The 22,422-nt window shown below is 67.3% G+C and carries 19 protein-coding genes; 5 read left to right on the forward strand and 14 right to left on the reverse strand.

The genetic code is table 11. From position 1 onward, the window contains the following. Window positions 1-28 precede the first annotated feature (28 nt). Entirely contained in the window at window positions 29-1,816 is a 1,788-nt protein-coding gene (locus tag LDO29_RS00260; protein ID WP_224077793.1) for a beta-barrel assembly-enhancing protease, read from the forward strand. A gap of 9 nt (window positions 1,817-1,825) precedes the next feature. Here LDO29_RS00260 and LDO29_RS00265 read toward each other — a convergent pair whose 3' ends face one another. The 5 genes from LDO29_RS00265 to LDO29_RS00285 form a co-directional block, all read right to left on the reverse strand. Then, window positions 1,826-2,404, reverse strand: coding sequence for a DUF2946 family protein (locus LDO29_RS00265; RefSeq protein ID WP_224077794.1), 579 nt, complete (start codon window positions 2,402-2,404; stop codon window positions 1,826-1,828). A 33-nt stretch (window positions 2,405-2,437) separates the two neighbouring features. Beyond that, on the reverse strand, window positions 2,438-3,505 hold the full coding sequence (locus tag LDO29_RS00270) for a YheT family hydrolase (protein ID WP_224077795.1): 1,068 nt from the start codon (window positions 3,503-3,505) through the stop codon (window positions 2,438-2,440). Between the two features lie 54 nt (window positions 3,506-3,559). Continuing rightward, window positions 3,560-4,000, reverse strand: a complete 441-nt coding sequence (locus LDO29_RS00275; protein ID WP_224077796.1) for a YybH family protein — start codon at window positions 3,998-4,000, stop codon at window positions 3,560-3,562. A gap of 17 nt (window positions 4,001-4,017) precedes the next feature. Beyond that, window positions 4,018-5,040, reverse strand: a complete 1,023-nt coding sequence (gene waaF / locus LDO29_RS00280) for a lipopolysaccharide heptosyltransferase II (protein WP_224077797.1) — start codon at window positions 5,038-5,040, stop codon at window positions 4,018-4,020. 112 nt (window positions 5,041-5,152) lie between these two features. Further along, on the reverse strand, window positions 5,153-5,347 hold the full coding sequence (locus LDO29_RS00285; protein WP_224077798.1) for a zinc-finger domain-containing protein: 195 nt from the start codon (window positions 5,345-5,347) through the stop codon (window positions 5,153-5,155). 235 nt (window positions 5,348-5,582) lie between these two features. Between LDO29_RS00285 and LDO29_RS00290 the strand changes: the two genes are divergently transcribed. Both LDO29_RS00290 and LDO29_RS00295 read left to right on the forward strand, forming a co-directional pair. Further along, a complete protein-coding gene (locus LDO29_RS00290; RefSeq protein WP_224077799.1) occupies window positions 5,583-8,549 on the forward strand; it encodes a DEAD/DEAH box helicase in 2,967 nt (988 codons plus the stop codon). Window positions 8,550-8,738: 189 nt separating this feature from the next. Then, complete coding sequence (locus LDO29_RS00295; RefSeq protein ID WP_224077800.1) at window positions 8,739-9,743, forward strand: Bug family tripartite tricarboxylate transporter substrate binding protein; 1,005 nt, start codon at window positions 8,739-8,741, stop codon at window positions 9,741-9,743. A 745-nt stretch (window positions 9,744-10,488) separates the two neighbouring features. On the opposite strand, the gene LDO29_RS00300 is transcribed toward LDO29_RS00295, so the two are convergent. From LDO29_RS00300 to LDO29_RS00330, 7 genes are all read right to left on the reverse strand, one after another. Continuing rightward, the gene (locus tag LDO29_RS00300; RefSeq protein WP_224077801.1) at window positions 10,489-11,475 is read right to left on the reverse strand and encodes an L-threonylcarbamoyladenylate synthase; all 987 of its coding nucleotides are present in this window, start codon (window positions 11,473-11,475) and stop codon (window positions 10,489-10,491) included. 49 nt (window positions 11,476-11,524) lie between these two features. Further along, a complete protein-coding gene (locus LDO29_RS00305; protein ID WP_224077802.1) occupies window positions 11,525-12,769 on the reverse strand; it encodes a 5-(carboxyamino)imidazole ribonucleotide synthase in 1,245 nt (414 codons plus the stop codon). A gap of 50 nt (window positions 12,770-12,819) precedes the next feature. Continuing rightward, window positions 12,820-13,317, reverse strand: coding sequence for a 5-(carboxyamino)imidazole ribonucleotide mutase (gene purE, locus LDO29_RS00310; protein ID WP_224077803.1), 498 nt, complete (start codon window positions 13,315-13,317; stop codon window positions 12,820-12,822). A gap of 137 nt (window positions 13,318-13,454) precedes the next feature. Further along, window positions 13,455-14,363: a phosphoribosylaminoimidazolesuccinocarboxamide synthase gene (locus LDO29_RS00315; protein WP_224077804.1), complete on the reverse strand. Its 909-nt coding sequence runs from the start codon at window positions 14,361-14,363 to the stop codon at window positions 13,455-13,457. Between the two features lie 164 nt (window positions 14,364-14,527). Next, entirely contained in the window at window positions 14,528-15,592 is a 1,065-nt protein-coding gene (fba, locus tag LDO29_RS00320) for a class II fructose-bisphosphate aldolase (protein WP_224077805.1), read from the reverse strand. A gap of 138 nt (window positions 15,593-15,730) precedes the next feature. Beyond that, complete coding sequence (gene pyk, locus LDO29_RS00325) at window positions 15,731-17,167, reverse strand: pyruvate kinase (RefSeq protein ID WP_224077806.1); 1,437 nt, start codon at window positions 17,165-17,167, stop codon at window positions 15,731-15,733. Window positions 17,168-17,205: 38 nt separating this feature from the next. Continuing rightward, entirely contained in the window at window positions 17,206-18,402 is a 1,197-nt protein-coding gene (locus tag LDO29_RS00330) for a phosphoglycerate kinase (protein WP_224077807.1), read from the reverse strand. Between the two features lie 350 nt (window positions 18,403-18,752). On the opposite strand from LDO29_RS00330, the gene LDO29_RS00335 reads away from it, so the two are divergent. After that, a complete protein-coding gene (locus tag LDO29_RS00335) occupies window positions 18,753-19,859 on the forward strand; it encodes a helix-turn-helix transcriptional regulator (protein WP_224077808.1) in 1,107 nt (368 codons plus the stop codon). 51 nt (window positions 19,860-19,910) lie between these two features. Then, on the forward strand, window positions 19,911-21,071 hold the full coding sequence (locus LDO29_RS00340) for a helix-turn-helix transcriptional regulator (protein ID WP_224077809.1): 1,161 nt from the start codon (window positions 19,911-19,913) through the stop codon (window positions 21,069-21,071). A 129-nt stretch (window positions 21,072-21,200) separates the two neighbouring features. Here LDO29_RS00340 and LDO29_RS00345 read toward each other — a convergent pair whose 3' ends face one another. Together LDO29_RS00345 and LDO29_RS00350 are read right to left on the reverse strand one after the other, a co-directional pair. Continuing rightward, window positions 21,201-21,524: an AzlD domain-containing protein gene (locus tag LDO29_RS00345; RefSeq protein WP_224077810.1), complete on the reverse strand. Its 324-nt coding sequence runs from the start codon at window positions 21,522-21,524 to the stop codon at window positions 21,201-21,203. Next, entirely contained in the window at window positions 21,521-22,339 is an 819-nt protein-coding gene (locus LDO29_RS00350) for an AzlC family ABC transporter permease (protein ID WP_224077811.1), read from the reverse strand. Before LDO29_RS00350 ends, LDO29_RS00345 begins: the two co-directional genes overlap by 4 nt. Window positions 22,340-22,422 lie beyond the last annotated feature (83 nt).

The following is a 22,422-nucleotide window of genomic DNA, read 5'->3' on the forward strand; positions in this document are numbered from 1 at the left end:
GGGTTGCAGAGGCCGCTATCATAGCAACATGCCCAAGACTCCATTGCTTCGCAGGCCAGGCGCTGCCGGCCTTTCGGGGCGGCAAGGCGCCACGCCTGCCGGCCTGGCATCACATGCGCCTGCGCGGAACGCGGGGCCGTGGCGGCGTTCGCTGGTGGCGCTGATCGCGCTGACCATGGTGACGCCTGCGTGGCCGCAGGGCACGGCGCCCGCTGCGGCATCCGGTGCCGCGGCCAGGCCCGCCGCCACCGTGCCTGCAGAAACCAGCGACCAGGTCTACGACAACCTCAACCGCAGCGTGAAGGCGGGGCAGAAGTCCGAATTTGGCCTGCGCACCAACAACGCGGTGGTGGATGTCGGCGGAGTCCAGCTGCCGGACATGGGCGACCCGTCCACGGCGGCGCTGTCGCCGGACATGGAAAAGCGCCTGGGCGACCGCATCATCCGCGATATCCGGCGCGATCCGCTGTACGTGCCCGATCCGCTGCTGTCGGATTACCTCAATGCACTCGGCTACCGGCTGGTGCAGGCCGCGCGGCGCCAGAACATCTCGGGCTCGACCGGTGCCGGCACCTTTGCCACCGGCTTCGACCTCTTTGCCGTGCGTGACCGCAGCATCAACGCCTTCGCCTTGCCGGGTGGCTACATCGGCGTACATACGGGCCTGCTGGTGCAGTCGGAGACCGAATCGGAGCTCGCTTCGGTGCTCGGCCACGAAATCGGCCACGTGATGCAGCGTCATATCGCGCGCGGCATTACCCAGCAGGACCAGTCGATGTGGATCGCGCTGGCCTCCATGGTGCTCGCCGGCCTGGCGGCCACGCGCAGCCCCGATGCCGCCGCTGCGCTCGCGATGGGCGGGCAGGGCGCGGCGATCGCCAACCAGCTGTCCTTCTCGCGTGGCGCCGAGCGCGAGGCCGATCGCGTCGGCTTCCAGATCATGACCGCGGCCGGGTTCGATCCGCAAGGCATGCCCGATTTCTTCCAGCGGCTGCAGCGTGCCTCGGGCACGGCGGAGAACTCGGTGCCTTCCTATGTACGGACCCACCCGCTTACCTCCGAGCGGATTGCCGACATGCAGGACCGCGTCAGCCACGTGACGGCGCGCAAGGTCCCCAACACGCCGGAATACGAGTTTGCGCGCATGCGGGCCCGCGTGATCCAGGAGAGCTCGCCCAGTGACTTGCAGAACCTGCGCGCCGCGTTGCGTGCGCAGCTGGCCGGTGCATCCGCGCTGCGCCTGCCGGCCCTGCACTATGGCCTGGCCTTTGTCGAGCAGCGCCTTGGCCGCTACCCAGCTGCCGAGCAGGAACTGGCCGAAGCGCGCCGCCTGTATGGCAATATTCCCGGCGCCACGTCGGGCAGCCCGATGCTCGACGTGATGGCGATCGAACTCGCACGCGCGCAGGGTCGCGTGCCGGAGGCGATGAGCCAGGCCACGGCATCAATGAAGGCGTTCCCGTTGTCGCACGCGGTGGCGCTGGCCTATGCGGATACGCTGCTGGGTACCGGCCAGTACGATGCGGCGGTGAAGTTCCTGCGCGAACGCACCCGGGAGGAAACCGGGCGCAGCGAGTGGTGGGAGATGCTGGCCCGCGCCTATGCCGGCCAGGGCAAGCGCGTGCAGCAGCACCAGGCACTGGCGGAAAAGTATGCGATGGACGGCGCTTTCCAGGCTGCCATCGAACAGCTCCAGATCGCGCGCAAAGCCGGCGACGGCGATTTCTATGCGCTGTCCGAGGTCGACGCGCGGCTGCACCAGCTCCAGCGCCAGTACCGCGAGGAACGGCAGGACAACAAGGGCATGCCGAACTGACCGGCTTGGTCAGGGGGCCGGCGGCTGGGGATCTCGCACGAAGCCGAAGCGCTTCGGCACTTCGCCGGCGGCAATCGGTTCGATCGGGATGTCGCGGCCATCATGGCGGAACACGCCGAGTTCCGTGCCGCACGCGTCGCCATGCCATTCGCATGCGCCGCTGAAAAGGTCCAGGTCGTGGTCATGCAGCAGCGCTGCGTGCGAATCGCCGTCCTCGCCTTCAATCTTGCCAGCCAGCACCACATTGCCCTGTTCGTCCGCGTAGCAGGCCTGCACGGCAAACGCACGCTGCGTAGTCGTGCGCAGGTTGCCTTCATGCAGCCGTACGATCCACGGCGCATAGGCCAGCGACACAAAGACACGCTGCGGCCCGTTCTGGAAGTACCACGCGCCGCGGTCGTCGTGCAGGTAGTTGCGCTCAATGAACGCGACCAGCGTTTCATGCCGGATCGGATCGCCCGACAGGCCGTGCTGCTGGGCGAACTCGTTGCGCAGGCGCCATTGGCCACGGCGGTCGAGCGCCAGCCATCCGTAGCAGTTGGGCACATTGGGCCAGCGCGCTATCGCTTGTCGGACGGATTCATCCATGGTCGTGTCTCCTCGTTGCGTGCCGTGCAGGCTTCAGGACATGCTGTCGAAGAAGCGCAGGATCCGTGCAGGCAGCCAATCGATATGGCCGCCGAACGGCAGCAGTGGCAGTTGGCCCAGCAGACCCGCACGCGGTGTCATGAAGCCGACGTGCCCCCCGTGCTCGGGTTGCTCCAACCAGACCTGCGGGCTGACGTCGGCAGGGCCCGGCAGATGGCGGCCCGGCAGGAACGGGTCGTTGCGCGCATTGAGCACCAGCGTGGGCACGGCAATCTCGCCCAGTACGGGTTTGCTTGCGGCGCGCTTCCAGTAATCGTCGGTATCGCGAAAGCCGTGCAGCGGCGCGGTCACGATGTTGTCGAAGGCATAGAGGTCGCGGCTTGCCAGCATGGCATCGCGGTTGAACAGGCCCGGATACTGTTCGAGCTTGGCGAGCGACTTGCGCTTGAGCGTCTGCAGGAACATGCGCGTGTAGAGCATGTTGAAGCCCTCCGACAGCGCTGCGCCGCCGGCGGCCAGGTCCAGCGGCGCGGAGATCGCGGCGGCGGCGGTGACGAAGCCGGCCGCGCTGCCCTGTTCGCCGAGGTAGCGCAGCAACGCGTTGCCGCCCAGCGAAATACCCACCACCAGCATCGGCCTGCCGTCGGCGCAGTGTTCGCGCCGCAGGCGTTCGAGTACCCAGCGGATCTCGGCGGAATCGCCGGAATGGTAGAAGCGCGGCGCGCGATTGAGCTCGCCCGAGCAGCCGCGGAAATGCGGGACCACGCCCTGCCAGCCGCGTGGCTGCAGTGCATGCATGAGCGCCTGCGCGTAGTGGCTGCCGGAGTCGCCTTCCAGTCCATGGAACATCACGAGCAGCGGCGTGCCGGGGTGCACGGCGTGCGTGGTCCAGTCCAGGTCGATGAAGTCCTGGTCAGGCGTTTCCCAGCGCTCGCGGCGAAAGTGCACACGCGGCGGACGGCGCGTGAAGCGTGCGGGAATAATGGTCTGGGCGTGGCCGCCGCGCAGCCACCAGGGCATGGCGATGCCGTCGCCATAAGCATGGCCGGATGGATTGGCCTGGGCGGTGGATGGCAGGCGATGGTGCGGAAGCTGCGTCATGCCGGCTCGATGATGCGATGGGCCGCGCACCTTGCGCGCGGCCAGTGGCTGCCTTCAGTGCAGGGCCTGCCCCGGCGCTGCGGCCACGGCGGCGACCTGCACGGCATTGGCCGGACTGCAGTGGATGTGCGCGAGGCGCCAGCCCTCGTGGTTCTGCATCAGCACGTACGTGGTGTGCACGTACAGGTCGGCCTCGACCCGGTCCGCGCCGAAGCGCAGGGCCTCGGTCACGTCGAAGATGGAAACGCCCAGCGACGCATGGCTGCTGGTCTCGATGGCATCGATCAGCACCGGCTGCTCCTCGAGCAGTTGCGAGAACGCCTGGCGCAGGTGTTCATGGCCGATCAGGCGCTGCCCGTCAGGCATGACGCAGGTGACCGAGTCTTCGTCGAGCCACAGCCGCAGCGCGCCGTCGGCATCACGCAGTTTCATGGCCTCGCGGAAGGCCTGGACAATGTCTTCCGCGGAATCGAACAGACGGGCAAAACGGGGCATGGTCGCGATTTCAGGAGTCAGGGCCGGTGCAGCAGCTTGCGCAGCTCAACGAACACCATCTCGGGTTCGATGTCCTTCAGGCAGCGCATGTGTCCCAGGGGACACTCGTGTTTGAGGCACGGACTGCATTCGAGTTGCAGCCACATGATACTCGCAGCCTGTGACAGGGGAGGCGTCTGGCGCGGATCGCTGGAACCGAACACAGCCACCTGCGGCCGGTTCAGCGCGGCGGCGATGTGCATGAGGCCGGTGTCGTTGCAGACTGCGGCTTCGGACAGCGCGAGCAGGTCGATGGCGTCGTCCAGCGACGTCTGCCCGCACAGGTTGCGCACGAACGGTGCTTCCCGCGCGATCTCGGCGGCGGCGTCCGCATCGGCGGCGGCGCCCAGCGTGATCATCTGCGCATACGGATACGAGCGCCGCAGCATCTGCGCCAGTTTGGCGAAATGGCCGGCGGGCCAGCGCCGGGCCGGGCCGAAACCGGCGCCGGGACAGAAGGCGATCAGGCGGGTCTGCGGCGGGATGCCGAAGCGTTCGGCCGTGGCAGCAATGCGGGCCGGGTCGGTGCGCAGGCGCGGCTCCGGCAATTCTGCTGGCGGTTTGGCACCGGGCCGCAGCGCCAGGCGCGCGTAGTGCTCGGCCATGGCCGGGCGGCCGTTGCGCGGCGGGTTGGCGTGGCTCACGTTCAGCATGCCGAAACGCGACTCGCCACGGTAGCCGACGCGCAGCGGAATGCCGGCGAGCCACGGGATCAGTGCTGACTTGAGCGTGTCCGGCAGCACGTAGGCCATGTCGTAGCCTTCGTTCTTGAGCTGCTGGGCGAACATGAACCGCGCCGACAACTGCAGCTTGCCGTGCGTGAGATCGCTCGGGAACACCCTGCCCATCTCCGGCATGCGCGCCAGCACCGGGCCTACCCATTTAGGTGCTAGGGCATCGATGACCAGCCGCGGATGACGCGCCTTGAGCAGCGCGAACAGCGGCTGGGCCATCAGGGCGTCGCTGATCCGGTCGGGGGCGATGACGAGGGCTTTTTTCATGAGTGGGGCGAGGCTTGCCCGCGCGTCGGCACGGCGGGCGGAAATGCCAACGCCCCGGGGCGCCGGCAGGCGGCCCGGAGCGTCGGGGTGCTGCGGGAGCGGCCTGGGCTGCTCAGTGGTGGCCCTTCAGCACGGTGCCCGGCTTGAGCTTGTACACGGTACCGCAGTACGGGCACTTGGCTTCGCCGGTGTCCGCCACGTCCAGGAAGACGCGCGGGTGGTAGTTCCAGGCCGGCGTGCTGGCGGTGGGGCAGTGCAGCGGGAGGTCTTCGGCGCCGATTTCAACGATGTTGGCGGTTTGCGTCATGGTGTTGCGGGGTGTCGTGCTTCGGATCGGGGCGGACTGGTGCCGTGCCGGCAAGGCCGGGGCATCAGCCGCTTCTTGTTCGGTTTGCCGGTCGCGCCGGATATCCGGCTGCGGCAAAAGCATACATTGTAAGCTGCGGGGGCATGGGTGCCAACGCGGCAGACCGTGAAAGGCGGTCTAAAATGCCCGCTTTCGCGCCGTTCTCCCCCAATTTCCTGTCTCCGGACCTGTTCCCGTGCCATTCGTCACCCCTCCCGGCCCCGATGCAGGCCCCGACAGCGGCCTGCCCGCCTGGCAACAGGCGCTGGAAGCCCTGCAGGGCCTGGCAGGAGGCGCCGAAGCCGCCGGCAACGCGCCCGATCGCCGCCTGCTGTGGGCATTGACCCTGGATGCGGACGGCGCCGTCGCGGCGATCGAGCCGCTGGAGCAGACGCGCGGCGCGCGCGGCTGGGGCAAGCCGCGGCCGGTGCCGCTGGCGCGCGTGGCCGAGGACGGGCAGTTGCCGCCATGGGATGCGCGCGTGGCCCACGCCATCCGGCGCGATCAGTCGCACAACCGGCGCTATGTCCTGGACCGCGCGGCCGCGATCGTGGCGCTGGTCGGGCATCCGGCGGTTGTGCTGGCCCGCTCGCCGGAACAGGTGCTGGAGGTGGCCGAAGGCGCGCCCGCGCTCGAGGCCGTGCATACCGGCGGCCGCTATGTGCTGCGGATCTATCCCCCGCTGCGCGAAGCGCCGGCCATGGACGCCTACCTGCCGGCCGCGGCCCGCCAGGATGCCGAAGCGCTGCGCCACGTCACGGTGCTGCGCGATGGCCCGCAGCGCTTGCGCGTGATCCGCTTCACGCCGGCACAACTGGGCGCGGCACGGCTGATTGCCGATGGCCTTGCCATCCCCGAAGCTGGCCGTGCGCAGCTCGACCGCACCCTGCGCGCGCTGGCCGGGCATTTCCAGGTCGAGGCGGACCCCACCGGCGCCGTGCGCGAACTGGAGCCCGAATCGCGTCTGCGTGCCGAAGTGGCCCCGCATGGCCGGGGCATTGCGCTGCGGCTGGTGGTCACGCCGCTGGGGCCGCAAGGCCCGCGCCTGGCGCCGGGTGCGGGACGCGAGCGGCTGATGGCCACCGTGCGCGGCGAAACGCTCGCGGCCCGGCGCGACCTGGACGCGGAACTGGCCCACGTGGCCGAAGTATTTGCCGAACTGCCATTCCTGGTGCCGCTGGCCCCGCCTGGCGGCGAGCACAGCTGGGTGCTCGACGATCCTGAAGACGCGCTGACCGTCGTGGAAGCGCTGCCGCGCCTGGCCGGGGTGCAGGCGCTGGAGTGGCCGCGCGGCAAGGAGATGCGCGTGGTGCCGGCCGACCTGCCGCAGCTCAGCGTGACCGTTGAAACCCGCAATGCCTGGTACCGGCTGGTGGGTGAGCTGCGCGTGGCCGAAGGGCTGGTGCTCGAACTCGGCAAGCTGATCGACTGGACCAGCAGCCACGCAGGCCGTTTCGTGCCGATGGGGCAGGGCGTGTATGTAGCGCTCACGCGCACGCTGCGTGGCCGGCTGCGCGACCTGTCTGGCGTGGCCGATCGCGTGCCCGACGGCATCCGCGTGCCGCTGATGGCCGCGCCGTGGCTGGACGACGTGCTGGCCGGCGCGGGCGTCGATCCCGACGCGCATTTCCGCCAGCGGCTGGCACGGCTGCGCGCCGCGCGGGACGCCGAAATCACGGTGCCTGCGAATCTGGTCGCCGAGCTGCGTCCTTACCAGCACGATGGCTATCGCTGGGCGATGACGCTGGCCGCCGCGGGCCTGGGTGCCTGCCTGGCCGACGACATGGGCCTGGGCAAGACGCTGCAGGCGCTGGCGGTGCTGCTGGCGCGTGCGGACGGCGGTGCTGGCCTCGTGGCCGCTCCGACCTCCGTCTGCGGCAACTGGGCCGCCGAGGCACGGCGGTTCGCACCGACGCTGAACGTGCTCGTCTATGCAGAGGGCGAACGGGAGACCATGCTCGCGCAAGCGGGGCCGGGCGATCTGGTCATCGTTTCCTATACGCTGCTCCAACAGGCGCGCCAGGCGTTCTGCGCGCGCGAGTGGCACACGGTGGTAGCCGACGAGGCGCAGGCCATCAAGAACGCCGCTTCACGCCGCGCGCAGGCGCTGTTCGACCTGCCATCGGGCTTTCGCATGGCACTTTCCGGCACGCCCGTGGAAAACCGGCTGGCCGAGCTTTGGTCGGTGATGCGCTTCTGCAATCCGGGGCTGCTCGGCTCGCTGGCCCGTTTCAACGAGCATTTCGCCAGCCCGATCGAGCGCAGCGGCGCGCGTGAAGTCCGGCAACGGCTGCGGCGCATGATCGCACCGTTCGTGCTGCGCCGGACCAAGGCGCAGGTGCTAGACGAACTGCCGGCCCGCACCGAACTGGTCATCCGCGTGGAGCCGGAGCCGGTCGAGGCCGCCCACTACGAGGCGCTGCGCCGCCAGGCCCAGTCCGAGGCCGAAGCGGCGCTTGCGCGCGTCGAAGCGGCTCGCAAGGCCACGCGCGGCGCACCGGAAGGCGCGCGCGCCAGGGCCATCGCGCAGGCACAGTTCCAGGCGCAGGCACGCATCCATGTGCTGGCGCAACTGATGCGGCTGCGCCGCGCGGCCTGCGATGCACGGCTGGTAACGCCCGAAGTGGGACAGGAGGGCGCCAAGCTGCGTACGTTTGTCGAGCTTGCCAGCGAGCTCGCGGCCAATGGGCACAAGGTGCTGGTGTTCAGCCAGTTCGTGGACTTCCTGCGCCTGCTCAGGCAGGGGCTGGAGCGCGCTGGCCTGGCGCTGCAGTACCTGGACGGCGCCACGCCGGCCGCAGAGCGTACGCGGCGCGTGGCGGCCTTCCAGGCGGGCGAGGGCGATGTCTTCCTGATCAGCCTGAAGGCCGGCGGCTTCGGCCTGAACCTGACTGCCGCGGACTACGTGATCATCGCCGATCCGTGGTGGAACCCCGCCGCGGAGGACCAGGCCATGGGCCGCGCCCACCGCATCGGCCAGCAGCGCCCCGTCACGGTGTATAGGCTCATTACCGCCGGGACCATCGAGGAGCGCATCGTCGAACTGCACAAGGACAAGCGCGCGCTGGCCGACGGCTTGCTGGAAGCCGATGAGGAAGCCGTGTCCGGCATCGGCGCGCCGATGCCGGACGTGGACGAACTGGTAGGGCTGCTGCGACGCTGAACGTTGCTCGGACACGACCATATGCCGGCATGGCATACCTTCAGGTGAACTCGGTCGTTTGGTTTTGGCCCGAACATTGCTATCGTGTGACCATTGGCCCAGGGCGCCAAGACCCTGGCTCATGACGGCGTCGCCATGAATTCGCGGTGGCCGGCGCCCTTGTCCTTCATTTCCCTTGACGGTGCCCCTATGTCCCGCCTGCCCCAGCGCTTCTCCTTCCGTTCCGCCCTGCAACTGACCGCCGGCCTCGTCGCGGCCTGCGCCATTGCCGCCCCCGCGCACGCGCAAGGCGAGTGGCCGGCCCAGCCGGTGACCATCCTGATGGGCTTTACTGCCGGATCGGGCGTGGACATGGTGGGCCGCGCGCTGCAGGAGTCGCTGCAGAAGTCGCTCAAGACCACCATCCTCTACGACTACCGTCCGGGCGCCGGCGGCAACGTAGCCTCGGAAGTGGTGGCCCACGCCAAGCCGGACGGCTACACGCTGCTGCTGGGCACTGCCGCCACGCACGGCATCAACCCGGCGCTGTACAAGAGCCTGCCGTTTGACGCCGACGCCGATTTCACGCCGATCGCGCCGCTGGTCGAGGTCTCCAACGTGCTGACCATCAACCCGGCCGTGATCGACGTGAAGTCGGTGAAGGAGTTCATCGAGAAGGTCAAGGCCAATCCGGGCAAGTACAACTACGCGTCTACGGGCAACGGCACCGGCACGCACCTGGCGTTTGCGGAGTTCAACGCACGCGCCGGCCTGGACATGACGCACGTCCCGTACAAGGGCGGCCCCGATGCGCTGCAGGCCGTGCTCAAGGGCGAAGTCTGCTGCATTTTCAACCAGGTCCAGAGCGTGCTGCCGCAATATCGCGCGGGCAAGGTGCGCCTGCTCGGCGTTACCACGAGCAAGCGCGTGCCGGTGATTCCGGAAGTGCCGACCATTGCCGAAAGCGGTGTGCCGGGCTACAACAGCACGATCTGGTTCGGCTTCTTCGGGCCGAAGGGGCTGGACCCCAAGATCACGCGCAAGATCAACGATGCGGTGAAGGTCGCTCTGGAAACGCCTTCTATTCGCCAGAAGCTGATTGACGCAGGGAATTCGCCGCGCGTGGAAAGCGTGGATCAGTTTCGTGCGACGGTGAAGGCGGATCGGCAGAAGTGGGCGGGGGTGGTGAAGACGGTGGGGGCTTCGATTGATTGAATTGGGGGTGACGGGAGATTGGGGGGGGCGTGCTTGGCTGATGCCGCTGTTTCGCCGGCGTAGCCGGCGAGTTACTTTTTGCCCGAGCGGCAAAAAGTAACCAAAAAGCGCGTTTACTTGCCCTAACGGGCGAATATTGATCGTAGTGTGCTGAGGGTGTTGTACGGGTATGGGCTTCAGAGTGTTTCTGGCTGCCTGCCGCTGGGTGCGCGGCCGTGGTCGGGATTACAGCGCTGATTGAACGAGCCCCGAAACTGTCCGTGGCCCCTGCTGCTAGCGGTATCGCGTCAACGCCTTCGGCTGCACTGCGCGCGGCGTCCTAGTCGGCATGGCGAGGGGCATCAACGTCGCTAGCGCTGGCGCTCCGCCCTTCTTCATTCTTGACGTCGCGCATGGCACATGCGCCAAGGGCTTCGTCACTACGCTCTGGTTCGGGCTGCGGCCCGGAAACCCGGACTGCTGAGTGCGCGCAGCGCAGCCGCAGGCGTCCCCGCGATATCGCTGTTAGAAGGGACCACTCCGTAATCCGGGTTCGTTCGTACGCCCTGTCCCATCCTAATCATCTACGCGGCAGGCAGTCTGGTTATGCCCCTGGACCGTCTTCACCTCATCGAGCCGTTCGTCAACCACGAAAACGCGCTTTTGCCTACTTTTACCGCTCGGGTAAAAGTAGGTCGCCGGCTACGCCGGCGAAACAGCCACGCCTGCCAAGAACGACAAACCAAGCCCCCCAAAAAAACCCTCTTTATCCCCCAAACGCCGCCGCCGCCCTCTGCAGGCGATCCCTAACCCCAGCCCATTCATGCCCCTCAGGCAGCGGCTCGAACACCAGCCGCGTGTAACCCTGCTTGTCAAGCTTGCGCAGCAGGCGATAAAGCTCTCGGGCATAGGCGGTAGCATCCGCAGGTGCCTGCACCCACGTGCAGCGTGCATCGTCGATCGGGGCACGCGCCACCCACGCCACGCGGGCGTCGGCAGCCAAGGCAGGCAGTTGCGCCGCCAGTTCGGCCGCATCGGCCAGCACCAGCGGGGTATGCGGGGCATAGTGCGCCTTGAGCGTGCCTGAAGCGCGCGGTGCCGCCGCATCAGGCGGGAGCGGCGCTTCACCCAGCACCTTCGCCATCATCGCCGGCGTGATCGCGCCCGGCCGCAGCAGCACGGGGCCAATGCCCTGGTCCAGCCGCGACAGGTCGACGATGGTGGATTCGATCCCTACTTCCACGCCATCGCCTTCGAGCACATAGACCGCATCGCCGAATTCGTCGCGCACGTGCTGCGCTGTGGTAGGGCTGACCTGGCCGAACTTGTTGGCCGATGGCGCGGCAATACCGCCACGGCCGCGCTTGAAGCGCGACAGCAGCGCCTGTGCGACGGGATGCGAGGGGCAGCGCAGGCCGATGCTGTCCTGGCCGCCGGCGACTGCCGCATGGATGTGCGAGGCACGCTTGAGGATCAGCGTGAGCGGGCCGGGCCAGAACGCTTCAATGAGCTTGTTCGCGGCTTCCGGCACCTCGTCGACCCAGTAGCCGATGTCGGCGCCGTCCACCACATGCACGATGACCGGGTGGTTCGACGGTCTTCCCTTCAGCGCGAAAATGCGCGCCACGGCTTCCGGGTTCTCGGCGTCGGCGCCGAGCCCGTAGACGGTTTCCGTGGGAAAGGCGACCAGCTGGCCGGCCTCCAGCAGGCGGACGGCTTCGTCCAGTTCGGCGGCCGTGGGCATGCGCGACATCGTGTTCCTTGACGCTGGCGTGGCAGTGTTGCGGGTGGTTCAGAGCGGTTCAGAGGGGGATGTGCAGCGCTTGCTCGGCCACCTGGAACGCCTGCTCGGCGGCCTCGGCGTTTTCGCCAACGCAGTTCACATGGCCCATCTTGCGCGACGGGCGCGCATCGTTCTTGCCGTACAGGTGCAGCTTGGCGCCGGGCTGGGCCAGTACTTCGTCCCACGCCGGCGTGCGCTCCAGGCCGAACTCGAACCACACGTCGCCAAGCAGGTTCAGCATCTTGCCGGCCGAATGCTGGCGCGTGCTGCCCAGCGGCAGGCGGGCCATGGTGCGCACCTGCTGCTCGAACTGGCTGGTCTCGCACGCATCCATGGTGATGTGGCCGGAGTTGTGCGGGCGCGGCGCCATTTCGTTGGCGATCAGCGTGCCGTCTGTCAGCACGAAGAATTCGATGCACAGCACGCCCACATAGCCCATTTCCGTGGCGATGGTGGCGGCGGCCGCGCGGGCGCGGTCGGCGATATCGGCCGAGACGCTGGTGGATGGCATCGTCGTCGAGAACAGGATACCGTCGCGGTGCACGTTCTCGGCCAGCGGCCAGGTGGCGGTGCTGCCATCGGCGGCACGTGCGGCCAGCACGGAGACCTCGTAGGCCAGCGGCAGCATCTGTTCCAGCACGCACGGCACGTGCTGCATGGCCTTCCACGCAGCACGCACGTCCTCGCGCGTTTTCACGCGGGCCTGGCCCTTGCCGTCGTAGCCCATGCGAGCGGTCTTGAGGATGCCGGGCAGGACTGTGTCGGGCAGCCGGTCCACGTCCGCATCGTGCTCGATGACCCAGTGCGGGGCGGTCTGCACACCGGTGCGCTCGGCGCACAAGGCAAAGAACTTTTTCTCGCCGATGCGGTTCTGCGCGATCGACACGCAGTAGCCGCGCGGCGCGACAAACGCGCCGAGCTGTTCCAGCCGGTCCAGCGACAGCGACGGCACGTTCTCGAATTCCGTGCTGACGGCCTGGCACAGCCTGGCCATCTCAGAGAGTGCTGCCTCATCGGTGTAAGGCGCGCAGATATGCTTGTCGGCCACGGAGCCGGCTGGGCTGTCCTGGTCCGGGTCGAGCACGCAGACGCGATAGCCCATGGCCTGCGCCGCATGCGTGAACATGCGGCCAAGCTGACCGCCACCGAGCATGCCGAGCCAGGCGCCGGGCAGAATGGGCGCGCTGGGGTTGTCGACACCGAATTCGGCGCGCGACTCCGGCGTGTGGGCTTCGGATAGGTAGGGATGGATATCGGTCGGCATTGCTCGGTTCCGTGGTTTCCGGGGTTACAGCGCGATGGCAGCGCGGTGAATTACAGCGGCAGCGTCATGGCGCGGGCAGCCTCGGTCTGCTTCGCGCGGAAGACTTCCAGCGCGTTGGCCAGGGCCTCGTCGGTGGTGGCCAGCGTGGCGATGGCGTGCAGCGCTGCATTGGCGGCACCGGCTTCGCCGATCGCGAACGTCGCCACCGGCACGCCCTTGGGCATCTGCACGATCGACAGCAGCGAGTCTTCGCCGCGCAGGTATTTCGACGGCACGGGCACGCCGAACACCGGCACGATGGTCTTGGCGGCGATCATGCCTGGCAGGTGCGCGGCACCGCCGGCACCGGCGATGATTGCGCGGATGCCGCGGCCGCGCGCGGTCTCGGCATAGCGGAACATGTCGTCGGCCATGCGGTGCGCCGAGACGACCTGCGCCTCGAACGGCACGCCGAAATCCTTCAGCATGGCCACGGCGTGCTGCATTACGTCCCAGTCGGAACTGCTGCCCATTACGACGCCGACGAGCGGCTTGTCTTGCTTGCTCACGTTCTCTGTTCCTTCGGTTGTCGTTCCCGCGAATACCCCAAAAGGCACGTGGGCGGGAACCCAGTCACTTCGTCTTTGGCGTCAACGCAGCGCGAAAGACGCTGGATTCCCGCCTGCGCGGGAATGACGGGATGGACTTACTGCAGTTCTTCCCCCGTCAGACGCGTCAGCGCCTCACGGTACTTCGCCGCAGTCTTCTCGATCACATCATCCGGCAGCTTCGGCGCCGGCGCGGTCTTCGGCCACGGCTTGCCATCGATGCGTACGGCTTCCAGCCAGTCGCGCACGAACTGCTTGTCGAACGACGGCGGGTTGGTGCCGACCTGGTACGAATCGGCCGGCCAGAAGCGCGACGAATCGGCGGTCAGCACTTCGTCCATCAGCGTGAGGGTACCGTTCTCGTCCAGGCCGAATTCGAACTTGGTGTCGGCGATGATGATGCCGCGCGTGGCCGCGTACTCGGCCGCTTCCTTGTACAGGCGGATGGAGATGTCTCGCATCTGGCGGGCCAGCGCCACGCCGATGCGTTCTTCGACTTCGCCGAACGAGATGTTCTCGTCGTGCTCGCCCATTTCGGCCTTGGCGGCCGGGGTGAAGATCGGCTCGGGCAGCTTCTGCGCGTTCTGCAGGCCGGCGGGCAGCTCGATGCCGCACACCTTGCCCGTCGCCTGGTAGTCCTTCCAGCCGCTGCCGGCGAGGTAGCCGCGCACCACGGCTTCCACCAGGATCGGCTTCAGGCGCTTGACCACCACGGCGCGGCCCTGCACCTGTGCGACTTCCTCGGGCTTCACCACGGTTTCCGCGGCGACGTCGGTCTCGTGATTCGGCACGATATGCGCGAGCTTGCTGAACCAGAAGTTCGCCATCTGGTTCAGCACGCGGCCCTTGTCGGGAATCGGCTCGCCCATGATGACGTCGAAGGCCGACAGGCGGTCGGTCGTAACGATCAGCAGCTTGTCTTCGCCGACGGCGTAGTTGTCGCGCACCTTGCCGTGGCCGAGCAGCGGCAGGGAAGTGATGGAGGACTGGTAGAGAGCGTTGGACATGATGGTTCCGATCGGGCGGAGGTAAAGCTGAGGGTCAGCAAAGAAACACTAACGCTCAAAAATGCGTCGTCCCCGCGTAGGCGGGGACCCAGTGACTTTTGCCTTTGGTCAGCGCCGCGTTAAAGACGCTGGGTTCCCGCCTTCGCGGGAACGACGATTAAAATTTACTGCACAACCTGGGCAAGCTTGCCCGATTTGTACTGGCTGGCGATATCCGTCAGCGACACCGACTTGATCTTGCTGGCCTGGCCTTCGCAGCCGAAGGCGATGTAGCGGGCCTTGCAGACCTGCTTGGCGGCTTCGCGGGCCGGCTTCAGGTATTCGCGCGGGTCGAACTTGCTCGGGTTCTCGACGAAGAAGCGGCGGATCGCGCCGGTCATGGCCAGGCGGATGTCGGTGTCGATGTTGATCTTGCGCACGCCGTACTTGATCGCTTCCTGGATTTCCTCGACGGGCACGCCGTAGGTTTCCTTCATGTCGCCGCCGAACTTGCGGATCTCTTCCAGCAGCTCTTGGGGCACCGACGACGAGCCGTGCATCACCAGGTGGGTGTTGGGGATGCGGGCGTGGATTTCCTTGATGCGGTTGATCGCCAGGATGTCGCCGGTCGGCTTGCGCGTGAACTTGTAGGCGCCGTGCGAGGTGCCGATGGCGATGGCCAGCGCGTCGAGCTGGGTGGCCTTGACGAAGTCGGCGGCCTGCTCCGGGTCCGTCAGCAGCATGGAGTGGTCCAGCTTGCCTTCGGCGCCGATGCCGTCTTCTTCACCGGCTTCGCCGGTTTCCAGCGAGCCCAGGCAGCCCAGTTCGCCTTCGACGGTCACGCCGATGGCGTGCGACAGCGCCACGACCTTGCGGGTCACGTCGACGTTGTATTCGTAGTCGGCCGGGGTCTTGCCGTCTTCGCGCAGCGAGCCGTCCATCATCACCGACGAGAAGCCCAGGTCGATCGCGGCCTGGCAGATGGCCGGCGACTGGCCGTGGTCCTGGTGCATCACCACCGGGATGTGCGGGTAGGCTTCGACCGCGGCTTCGATCAGGTGGCGCAGGAAGTGTTCGCCGGCATATTTGCGGGCGCCTGCGGAGGCCTGCATGATCACCGGGGCGTTGACCTCGTCGGCCGCCTGCATGATGGCCTGGACCTGCTCGAGGTTGTTCACGTTGAATGCCGGCAGACCATAGCCGTTTTCGGCAGCGTGGTCGAGCAGCTGGCGCATCGATACGAGTGGCATGTCAAAACTCCTGAAGGTAAATGGGGTGTCTCTGAATCTTGTTCTGCTGGCGCATTCCGTCGCGTCGGCTGTGCCTGCCGGCCGGGCCATTCTGCACGGCCTGCCGCCGTGCTTCTGCCCGCTGCCACACAAACTGCATCAACTGCCCACCCTGACGATCTTGAGGGTGTTGGTGCCGCCAGGCTGGCCCATCGGCTCGCCGATCGTCAGCACGATGAAATCGCCGCGCTGCACGACGCCCTGCGCGAGCAGCAGCTCTTCGGCTTGCTCCAGCGCGGTGTCGCGGTCGGCGCTGGCCTGCAGCGGCAGAGGCACTACGTTGCGGTACAGCTGCATCTTGCGCTGGGACGCCACATTGGGCGTCATCGCGTAGATCGGCACATGGATGCGGTGACGGCTCATCCACAGCGCGGTCGCGCCCGAATCGGTCAGCGCGGCAATCGCCTTCACCTGCAAATGATAGGCGGTGAACAGTGCACCCATCGCCACCGACTGGTCGATGCGCGAGAAAGTCTGATTGAGGAAGTCCGTGTCGAGTTGCACCACCTCGGATTTCTCCGCCTCGATGCACACCGCGGCCATGGCTTCGACGGTTTCCACCGGGTAGCGTCCCGCCGCGGTTTCTGCCGACAGCATCACGGCGTCGGTGCCGTCCAGCACGGCGTTCGCCACGTCGGACACCTCGGCACGCGTCGGCACCGGGTTCACGATCATGCTTTCCATCATCTGCGTGGCGGTGATGGTCAGCTTGTTGGCCTCGCGTGCCAGCCGGATCATGCGCTTCTGCAGCGCCGGGACGGCCGCGTTGCCGACTTCCACGGCCAGGTCGCCGCGCGCCACCATGATGCCGTCCGAAGCCTGCAGGATTTCCTCGAGCACGCCCGGGTTGATGGCCTCGGCGCGTTCGATCTTGGCGATCATGCGCGCCTTGTTGCCATGCGGCTGGCCGGCCACGGCCGCGAGCTGGCGGGCCATCTCCATGTCGGTGGCATTCTTCGGGAAGCTCACCGCGACATAGTCCGCGCCCAGGGCCATGGCGGTCTTGATGTCGTCCATGTCCTTGGCCGTCAGCGCCGGCGCCGACAGGCCGCCGCCCTGGCGGTTGATGCCCTTGTTGTTGGACAGCTCGCCGCCGACGCGCACCGTGGTGAAGATCTCGGTGCCGAGCACGCGGTCCACCACCAGCACGATCAGGCCGTCGTTGAGCAGCAGCAGGTCGCCCGGACCCACGTCGCGCGGCAGGTCCTGGTAGTCCAGGCCGACGCGCTCCTGGTTGCCGAGCTGGCAGGCCGAATCGAGGACGAACGGGTCGCCCGGCTTGAGCGTGATCTTGCCGTTCTCGAACTTGCCCACGCGGATCTTGGGGCCCTGCAGGTCGGCCATGATGGCCACCTCGCGTCCGCACGACTGGGCGGCTTCGCGCACCAGCTTCGCGCGGTCGATATGGTCCTGCGCGGTGCCGTGCGAGAAGTTCAGCCGCACCACGTCCACTCCGGCGGCGATCATGCGCGTAAGCACTTCCAGCGAGCTGGACGACGGGCCGATGGTGGCGACGATCTTGGTCGAGCGGGTCATGGCGGGAGATCCTTGTCCGGACGTTGGCCAGCCTGGCTTCAGCCGGCGGCGCGTTGCTCCAGCACTTCGAACGCGGGCAGCTTCTTGCCTTCCAGGAACTCCAGGAACGCCCCGCCGCCGGTCGAGATATAACCGACGCGGTCGGCGATGCCGTACTTGGCGATGGCAGCCAGCGTGTCGCCGCCACCGGCGATCGAGAACGCCTTCGAATCTGCGATGGCTTCGGCCAGCACCTTGGTGCCGTTGCCGAACTGGTCGAATTCGAATACGCCCACCGGGCCGTTCCACACGATGGTGCCGGCGGCCTTGAGCTGCTCGGCCAGCTGTGCGGCGGTCTTCGGACCGATGTCGAGGATCATGTCGTCATCGGCCACGTCCTTGACGTCCTTGACGGTGGCGGCGGCGGTGGCGCTGAATTCCTTGGCGCACACCACGTCGACCGGGATGGGCACCGAGGCGCCGCGCGCGGCCATGATGTCGATGATGGCCTTGGCGTCGCCGACCAGGTCGGCCTCGGCGAGGGACTTGCCGATCTTCAGGCCGGCAGCCAGCATGAAGGTGTTGGCGATGCCGCCGCCGACGATCAGGTTGTCCACCTTGTCGGCCAGCGACTTCAGGATGGTCAGCTTGGTCGACACCTTGGAGCCAGCCACGATGGCGACCAGCGGCCGCGCCGGCTGGCCCAGTGCCTTGCCCAGCGCGTCGATCTCGGCGGCCAGCAGCGGGCCGGCGCAGGCGATCGGCGCGTACTTGGCGATGCCATGGGTGGTAGCTTCCGCGCGGTGGGCGGTGCCGAAGGCGTCATTGACGTACACGTCGCACAGCTTTGCCATCTTCTGCGCCAGTTCGTCGCTGTTCTTCTTCTCGCCCTTGTTCACGCGGCAGTTTTCCAGCAACACCACCTGGCCGGGGGCGACTTCCACGCCATCCACCCAGTTCTGCACCAGTTTCACAGGCTTGCCGAGCAACTCCGACAGGCGCGTGGCGATGGGCGCCAGCGAGTCGGCGGGCTTGAGTTCGCCCTCGGTCGGACGGCCCAGGTGCGACGTGACCATCACCGCGGCGCCGGCGGCCAGGCAGGCCTCGATGGCGGGCACGGACGCCCGGATGCGGGTGTCCTCGGTGATATTGCCTGCGTCATCCTGCGGCACGTTCAGGTCGGCGCGGATAAAGACACGCTTGCCGGAGATTTTGCCTTGGGAGATGAGGTCGGATAGACGCAGGACGGAGGTCATGACGGTGTGATGGCGCGAGATTTCGCTGAAATTTCGGGGAAACGATTATTTTACCTGATCGTGGTCATTGCCTAGCCGATTCGAGACCCAGTCCAACCCTATTGTGCTGAGTCAGACACAACTACTGGTGCCTGACTGGTGCCTGTGCACCATGACCGACGCAGATTCCCCACCGAAGAAGGGTGCCGGGCATGTCCTGCTTGCACCCCGAGTGGGGTAATGTACGTAACGTCTGCACACGCAGACACGCAAGAACACAGAGCCGGATTTCAGCGGCCATAACAATAAGCCTGCCGGGCAAGCCACAAGCACGCCGGGCGGACAATTCGTCGTGAATGCAGGGGAAGCAGATGAACGAAGCGGACATGCACGGAGCAATCCGCGGCTTGTACGAGGGAATTCTTGACCCTGGTGCGTGGCAGAAAAGCCTGCGCACCCTGACCGAGATGGCGGGTACGGCCCACGCATCGATGATGGTGTGGGATACAGTGCGCGACCAGGTCACCGTCAACGAGATCGTCAACCCGGTGCTGGAGCTGTTCACCCGGTACGAGTCCGAGTTCCAGGCCATCGATCCGGCCAAGCGGTTCGCGCCGCGCATGAAGCCGGGCGAATGGTATATCGACGCGCGCGACCTCGGCGAGGGCGCCATGTCGCGCCATCCGTTCTACCGCGACTTTTTCAACCGGTTCGACCTGCGTTCCTATGTGGCCTGCCTGGTCGAGCGCCAGCCGCACTACGAAGTCTATTTCTCGATGCAGCGCGCCATGTCGCAGCCGGTGTTCTCGACCGACGATGCGCGCGGCCTGGCCTGGGTGATCCCGCATATGCGGGGTGCCATGGCCCTGCGCGACCGCACGCAGAACCTGTCGGCGCTGGCCAGCCTCTCGTCGCAGCTGGTGGAGCGCCTGAGCTTCGCGCTGCTGGTCATGTCGCCGCGGCGCCAGGTGCTGATGAGCAACCGCGCCGGCGAACACTGGGCACGGCGCCTGGATCCGGCCGGCAAAGTGTCGGAATGGACGCTGTCGCGCCCGTTCGGCGACATGCTGCAGGCCGCTTGCGACCCGCGGCGCGCCACGGCGGCACAGGCCGCGCGCGCCACCGACGGCCACGGCAACAGCGCGCAGGTGATCGTGCTGCCGCTGCCGCCCGCACATGCCTTCGCCACCGAATGGCAGGAGCCCGCCGCGCTCGTGGTCGTGCATGAAGACGGCGCCGCGCCGCCGATGCTGGGCACTGTCCTGCGCGAGCTGTACGGCCTCACGCCGGCCGAGACCCGTCTTGCCACCACCCTTGCCGCCGGGCAGGGCCTGCCTGAAGCCAGCGAGCACCTGCGCATCCGTCACGAGACCGCCCGAACCCAGCTCAAGGCCGTGTTCCACAAGACTGGCACCGGCAGCCAGGCGCAGCTTTCGCACCTGCTGTCCCGGCTGGCATCGGCCCTGGAAGGGGGCTGAACCCGCCCCGGCCGCAATTGCCCTGACAAGAAAGAACAAGAAGGGAAGGCAATGAACGAAGACGAGATGCACGACACCATTCGCGCGCTCTACCAGGGCATTTTCGACGCCGATGCCTGGCAGCGCAGCCTCGCTGCGCTGTGCCAGGCCAGCGGCAGCGTCCACGCCGCGCTGGTGGTGCGCGATACGGTGCGCGACCGCGTGCTGGTCAACCAGGTGGTCAACCCGGTGCCCGAAGAAGTCGCCGCCTACCGCGATTACTACGAGGCGCTGGACCCGGCGATCCCGTTCGTTTCACAACTGACGGTGGGCAACTGGTACATCGACGCGTGCGAGCTCGGCGAGCAGGCCATGCGCAGCCTGCCGTTCTATGGCGAATTCTTCCGTCAGTTCGGCCTGTCGTCGCTGATGGCCTGCCTGATCGAGCGCCAGCCCCATTACGAGGTGTTCCTGTCGCTGCAGCGGCCGCAGGGCGGCGCGCGCTATTCGCCGGAAGACGCGCGTGCGCTGGACTGGGCCATTCCGCATGTCCGCCACGCCATTGCGCTGCGCGACCGCACACGCCAGGTGTCGACGCTCGCGCATGTGTCGGCCGAGCTGCTGGAGAGGCTGCCGTTCGCGGTGATCGTCTTCACCGACGATGGCAAGGTCCTGCTCGCGAACCGCGCCGGCGAGGCCTGGACCCGCCGGCTGATGCCGGTGCCGGTGGTTGGTGCCGCCGCCGGCGCAGGCACGCCCAGGACGGATGAATGGCGCCTGTCGCGTCCGTTTCCCGATGTGCTGCGCGCGGCTGGCGACCCGGCCGTTGCCCAGCCGGCACAGGCGCTGCGCGCCACCGGCCCCGATGGCCGGGAAGCCCAGGTCGTGGTGCTGCCGCTGCCGGCGGCACACCATCTTGCCGTCGACTGGCAGCGCCCCGCCGTGCTCGTCGCCGTGCATGAGGCCGGCACGCCCGCACTGGGCATTGCCGGCGTGCTGCGCGAGCTGTATGGCCTCACGCCTGCCGAGATCCGCCTGGCCATGCTGCTGACCACCGGCATTGGCCTGCCCGAGGCCTGCGAGCAGCTCGGCATCCGGCGCGAGACCAGCCGTACCCAGCTCAAGGCCATTTTCACCAAGACCGGGACCGGCACACAGGCGCAGCTCGCGCACTTGCTGACGCGGCTGGGCGTGGTGCTGGGGACGGGGCAGGCGCGCTCAGAGCCCGTTTGAAAATTGCCAATTGCAGCACCTGTCGTCCCCGCGCAGGCGGGGACCCAGTGTCTTGCAGACCTTGCATGCGCCGCTAAAGTCGCTGGGCTCCCGCCTGCGCGGGAGCGACAGGCATAGCCATTCAGATACTCAGGCGAGCAGCCGTAGCGCGGTATAGACCGCCATGCCGACCGCGATCATTCCCACCATGCGGCGCGTGAGCAGGTAGAACACCGCCGCGCTGGCGCCGGCCACGAGCTTGTAGTTGGATGGCGACAGCGTGAAATGGCCCTGCCAGGTCATCAGGTCGGGCAGGATGATCGCCGCGAGCGCGGCCGCCGGCGCATAGCGCAGCGCGCGCTGGAGCCGGTCCGGCACGGTGACATGTTCGCCCGCCATGAGGAACAGCGCGCGAGTGACAATGGTGACGACGGCCATGCCGGCGAGCGCGATCCAGATCTCGGTGTGGCTCATGCCTGGTCTCCCTGTCCCGCCTGCGGGGCCGCCACGGCCCGGGTCGAGGACTTGCGGCGGTGGATGCGGCGCAGCGTGGCGCGCGCGGCCAGATCGTCGCTGGCCATGCCGGCGGCAATGGCGCCTACCACGGCCACCACCAGGCCCAGCCGGTAGGGCAGGTCGAAGCACAGCAGCGCGAGGATGGCCGACGCCACCACCGCCAGCAGCGTGGAGCGCGAATTGATGGTGGCGATCATCACCGGGATCAGCGCCATGGTGCCGGCCAGGGCCAGGCCCCAGCTGTCCGGGAACAGGCTCGCCAGCAGGATGCCGATGATCGACGAGGCCTGCCACATGGCGAAGTTGGCCAGCGCCATGCCCCAGAAATAGCCTTCCTTGCCCGGTTCGTAGCCCGGCGTGCTGTAGCGCTGCATGAAGTAGACGAAATGCAGGTCGCCGTTGAACGAGCCCAGCAGCGTGCGCCGCCACAGCGGCAGGTAGCTGAAGTGCGGCTGCAGGGCTGCGCTGAAGATCACGAAGCGCAGGTTGACGAAGGCCGCGGTCAGCCACACGGTCCACAACGGCAGCCCGGCTGCGAACAGCGGCAGTACCGCGAGCTGTGCCGAGCCGGCATAGACCAGCAGCGTCATGCCGATGGCCTCGGGCACGGTCATCACGGACTTGCTCATTGCCACACCCGTGACCAGGCCCCAGGAGAATACGGCGGGCAGTGACGGTGCAAAGAAGCGCACACCATCGATAAAGGCGGTGCGTTCAGCCGGTGCGATGCCATGCCAGAGGCGCAACCAGGCCGAGGGTTGTGGGGAAGTCATGGGCGATGTCGGGGGAACCGCGGAAGAGGCCGGCGCAGCGGGGGCTGCCGACGTTGCACCATTATAGGGTCGGATGATGCCAA

Origin of the sequence: Cupriavidus laharis, from assembly GCF_914271435.1 — a bacterium.
In the GTDB taxonomy this organism is placed as follows: Bacteria; Pseudomonadota; Gammaproteobacteria; order Burkholderiales; family Burkholderiaceae; genus Cupriavidus; species Cupriavidus laharis.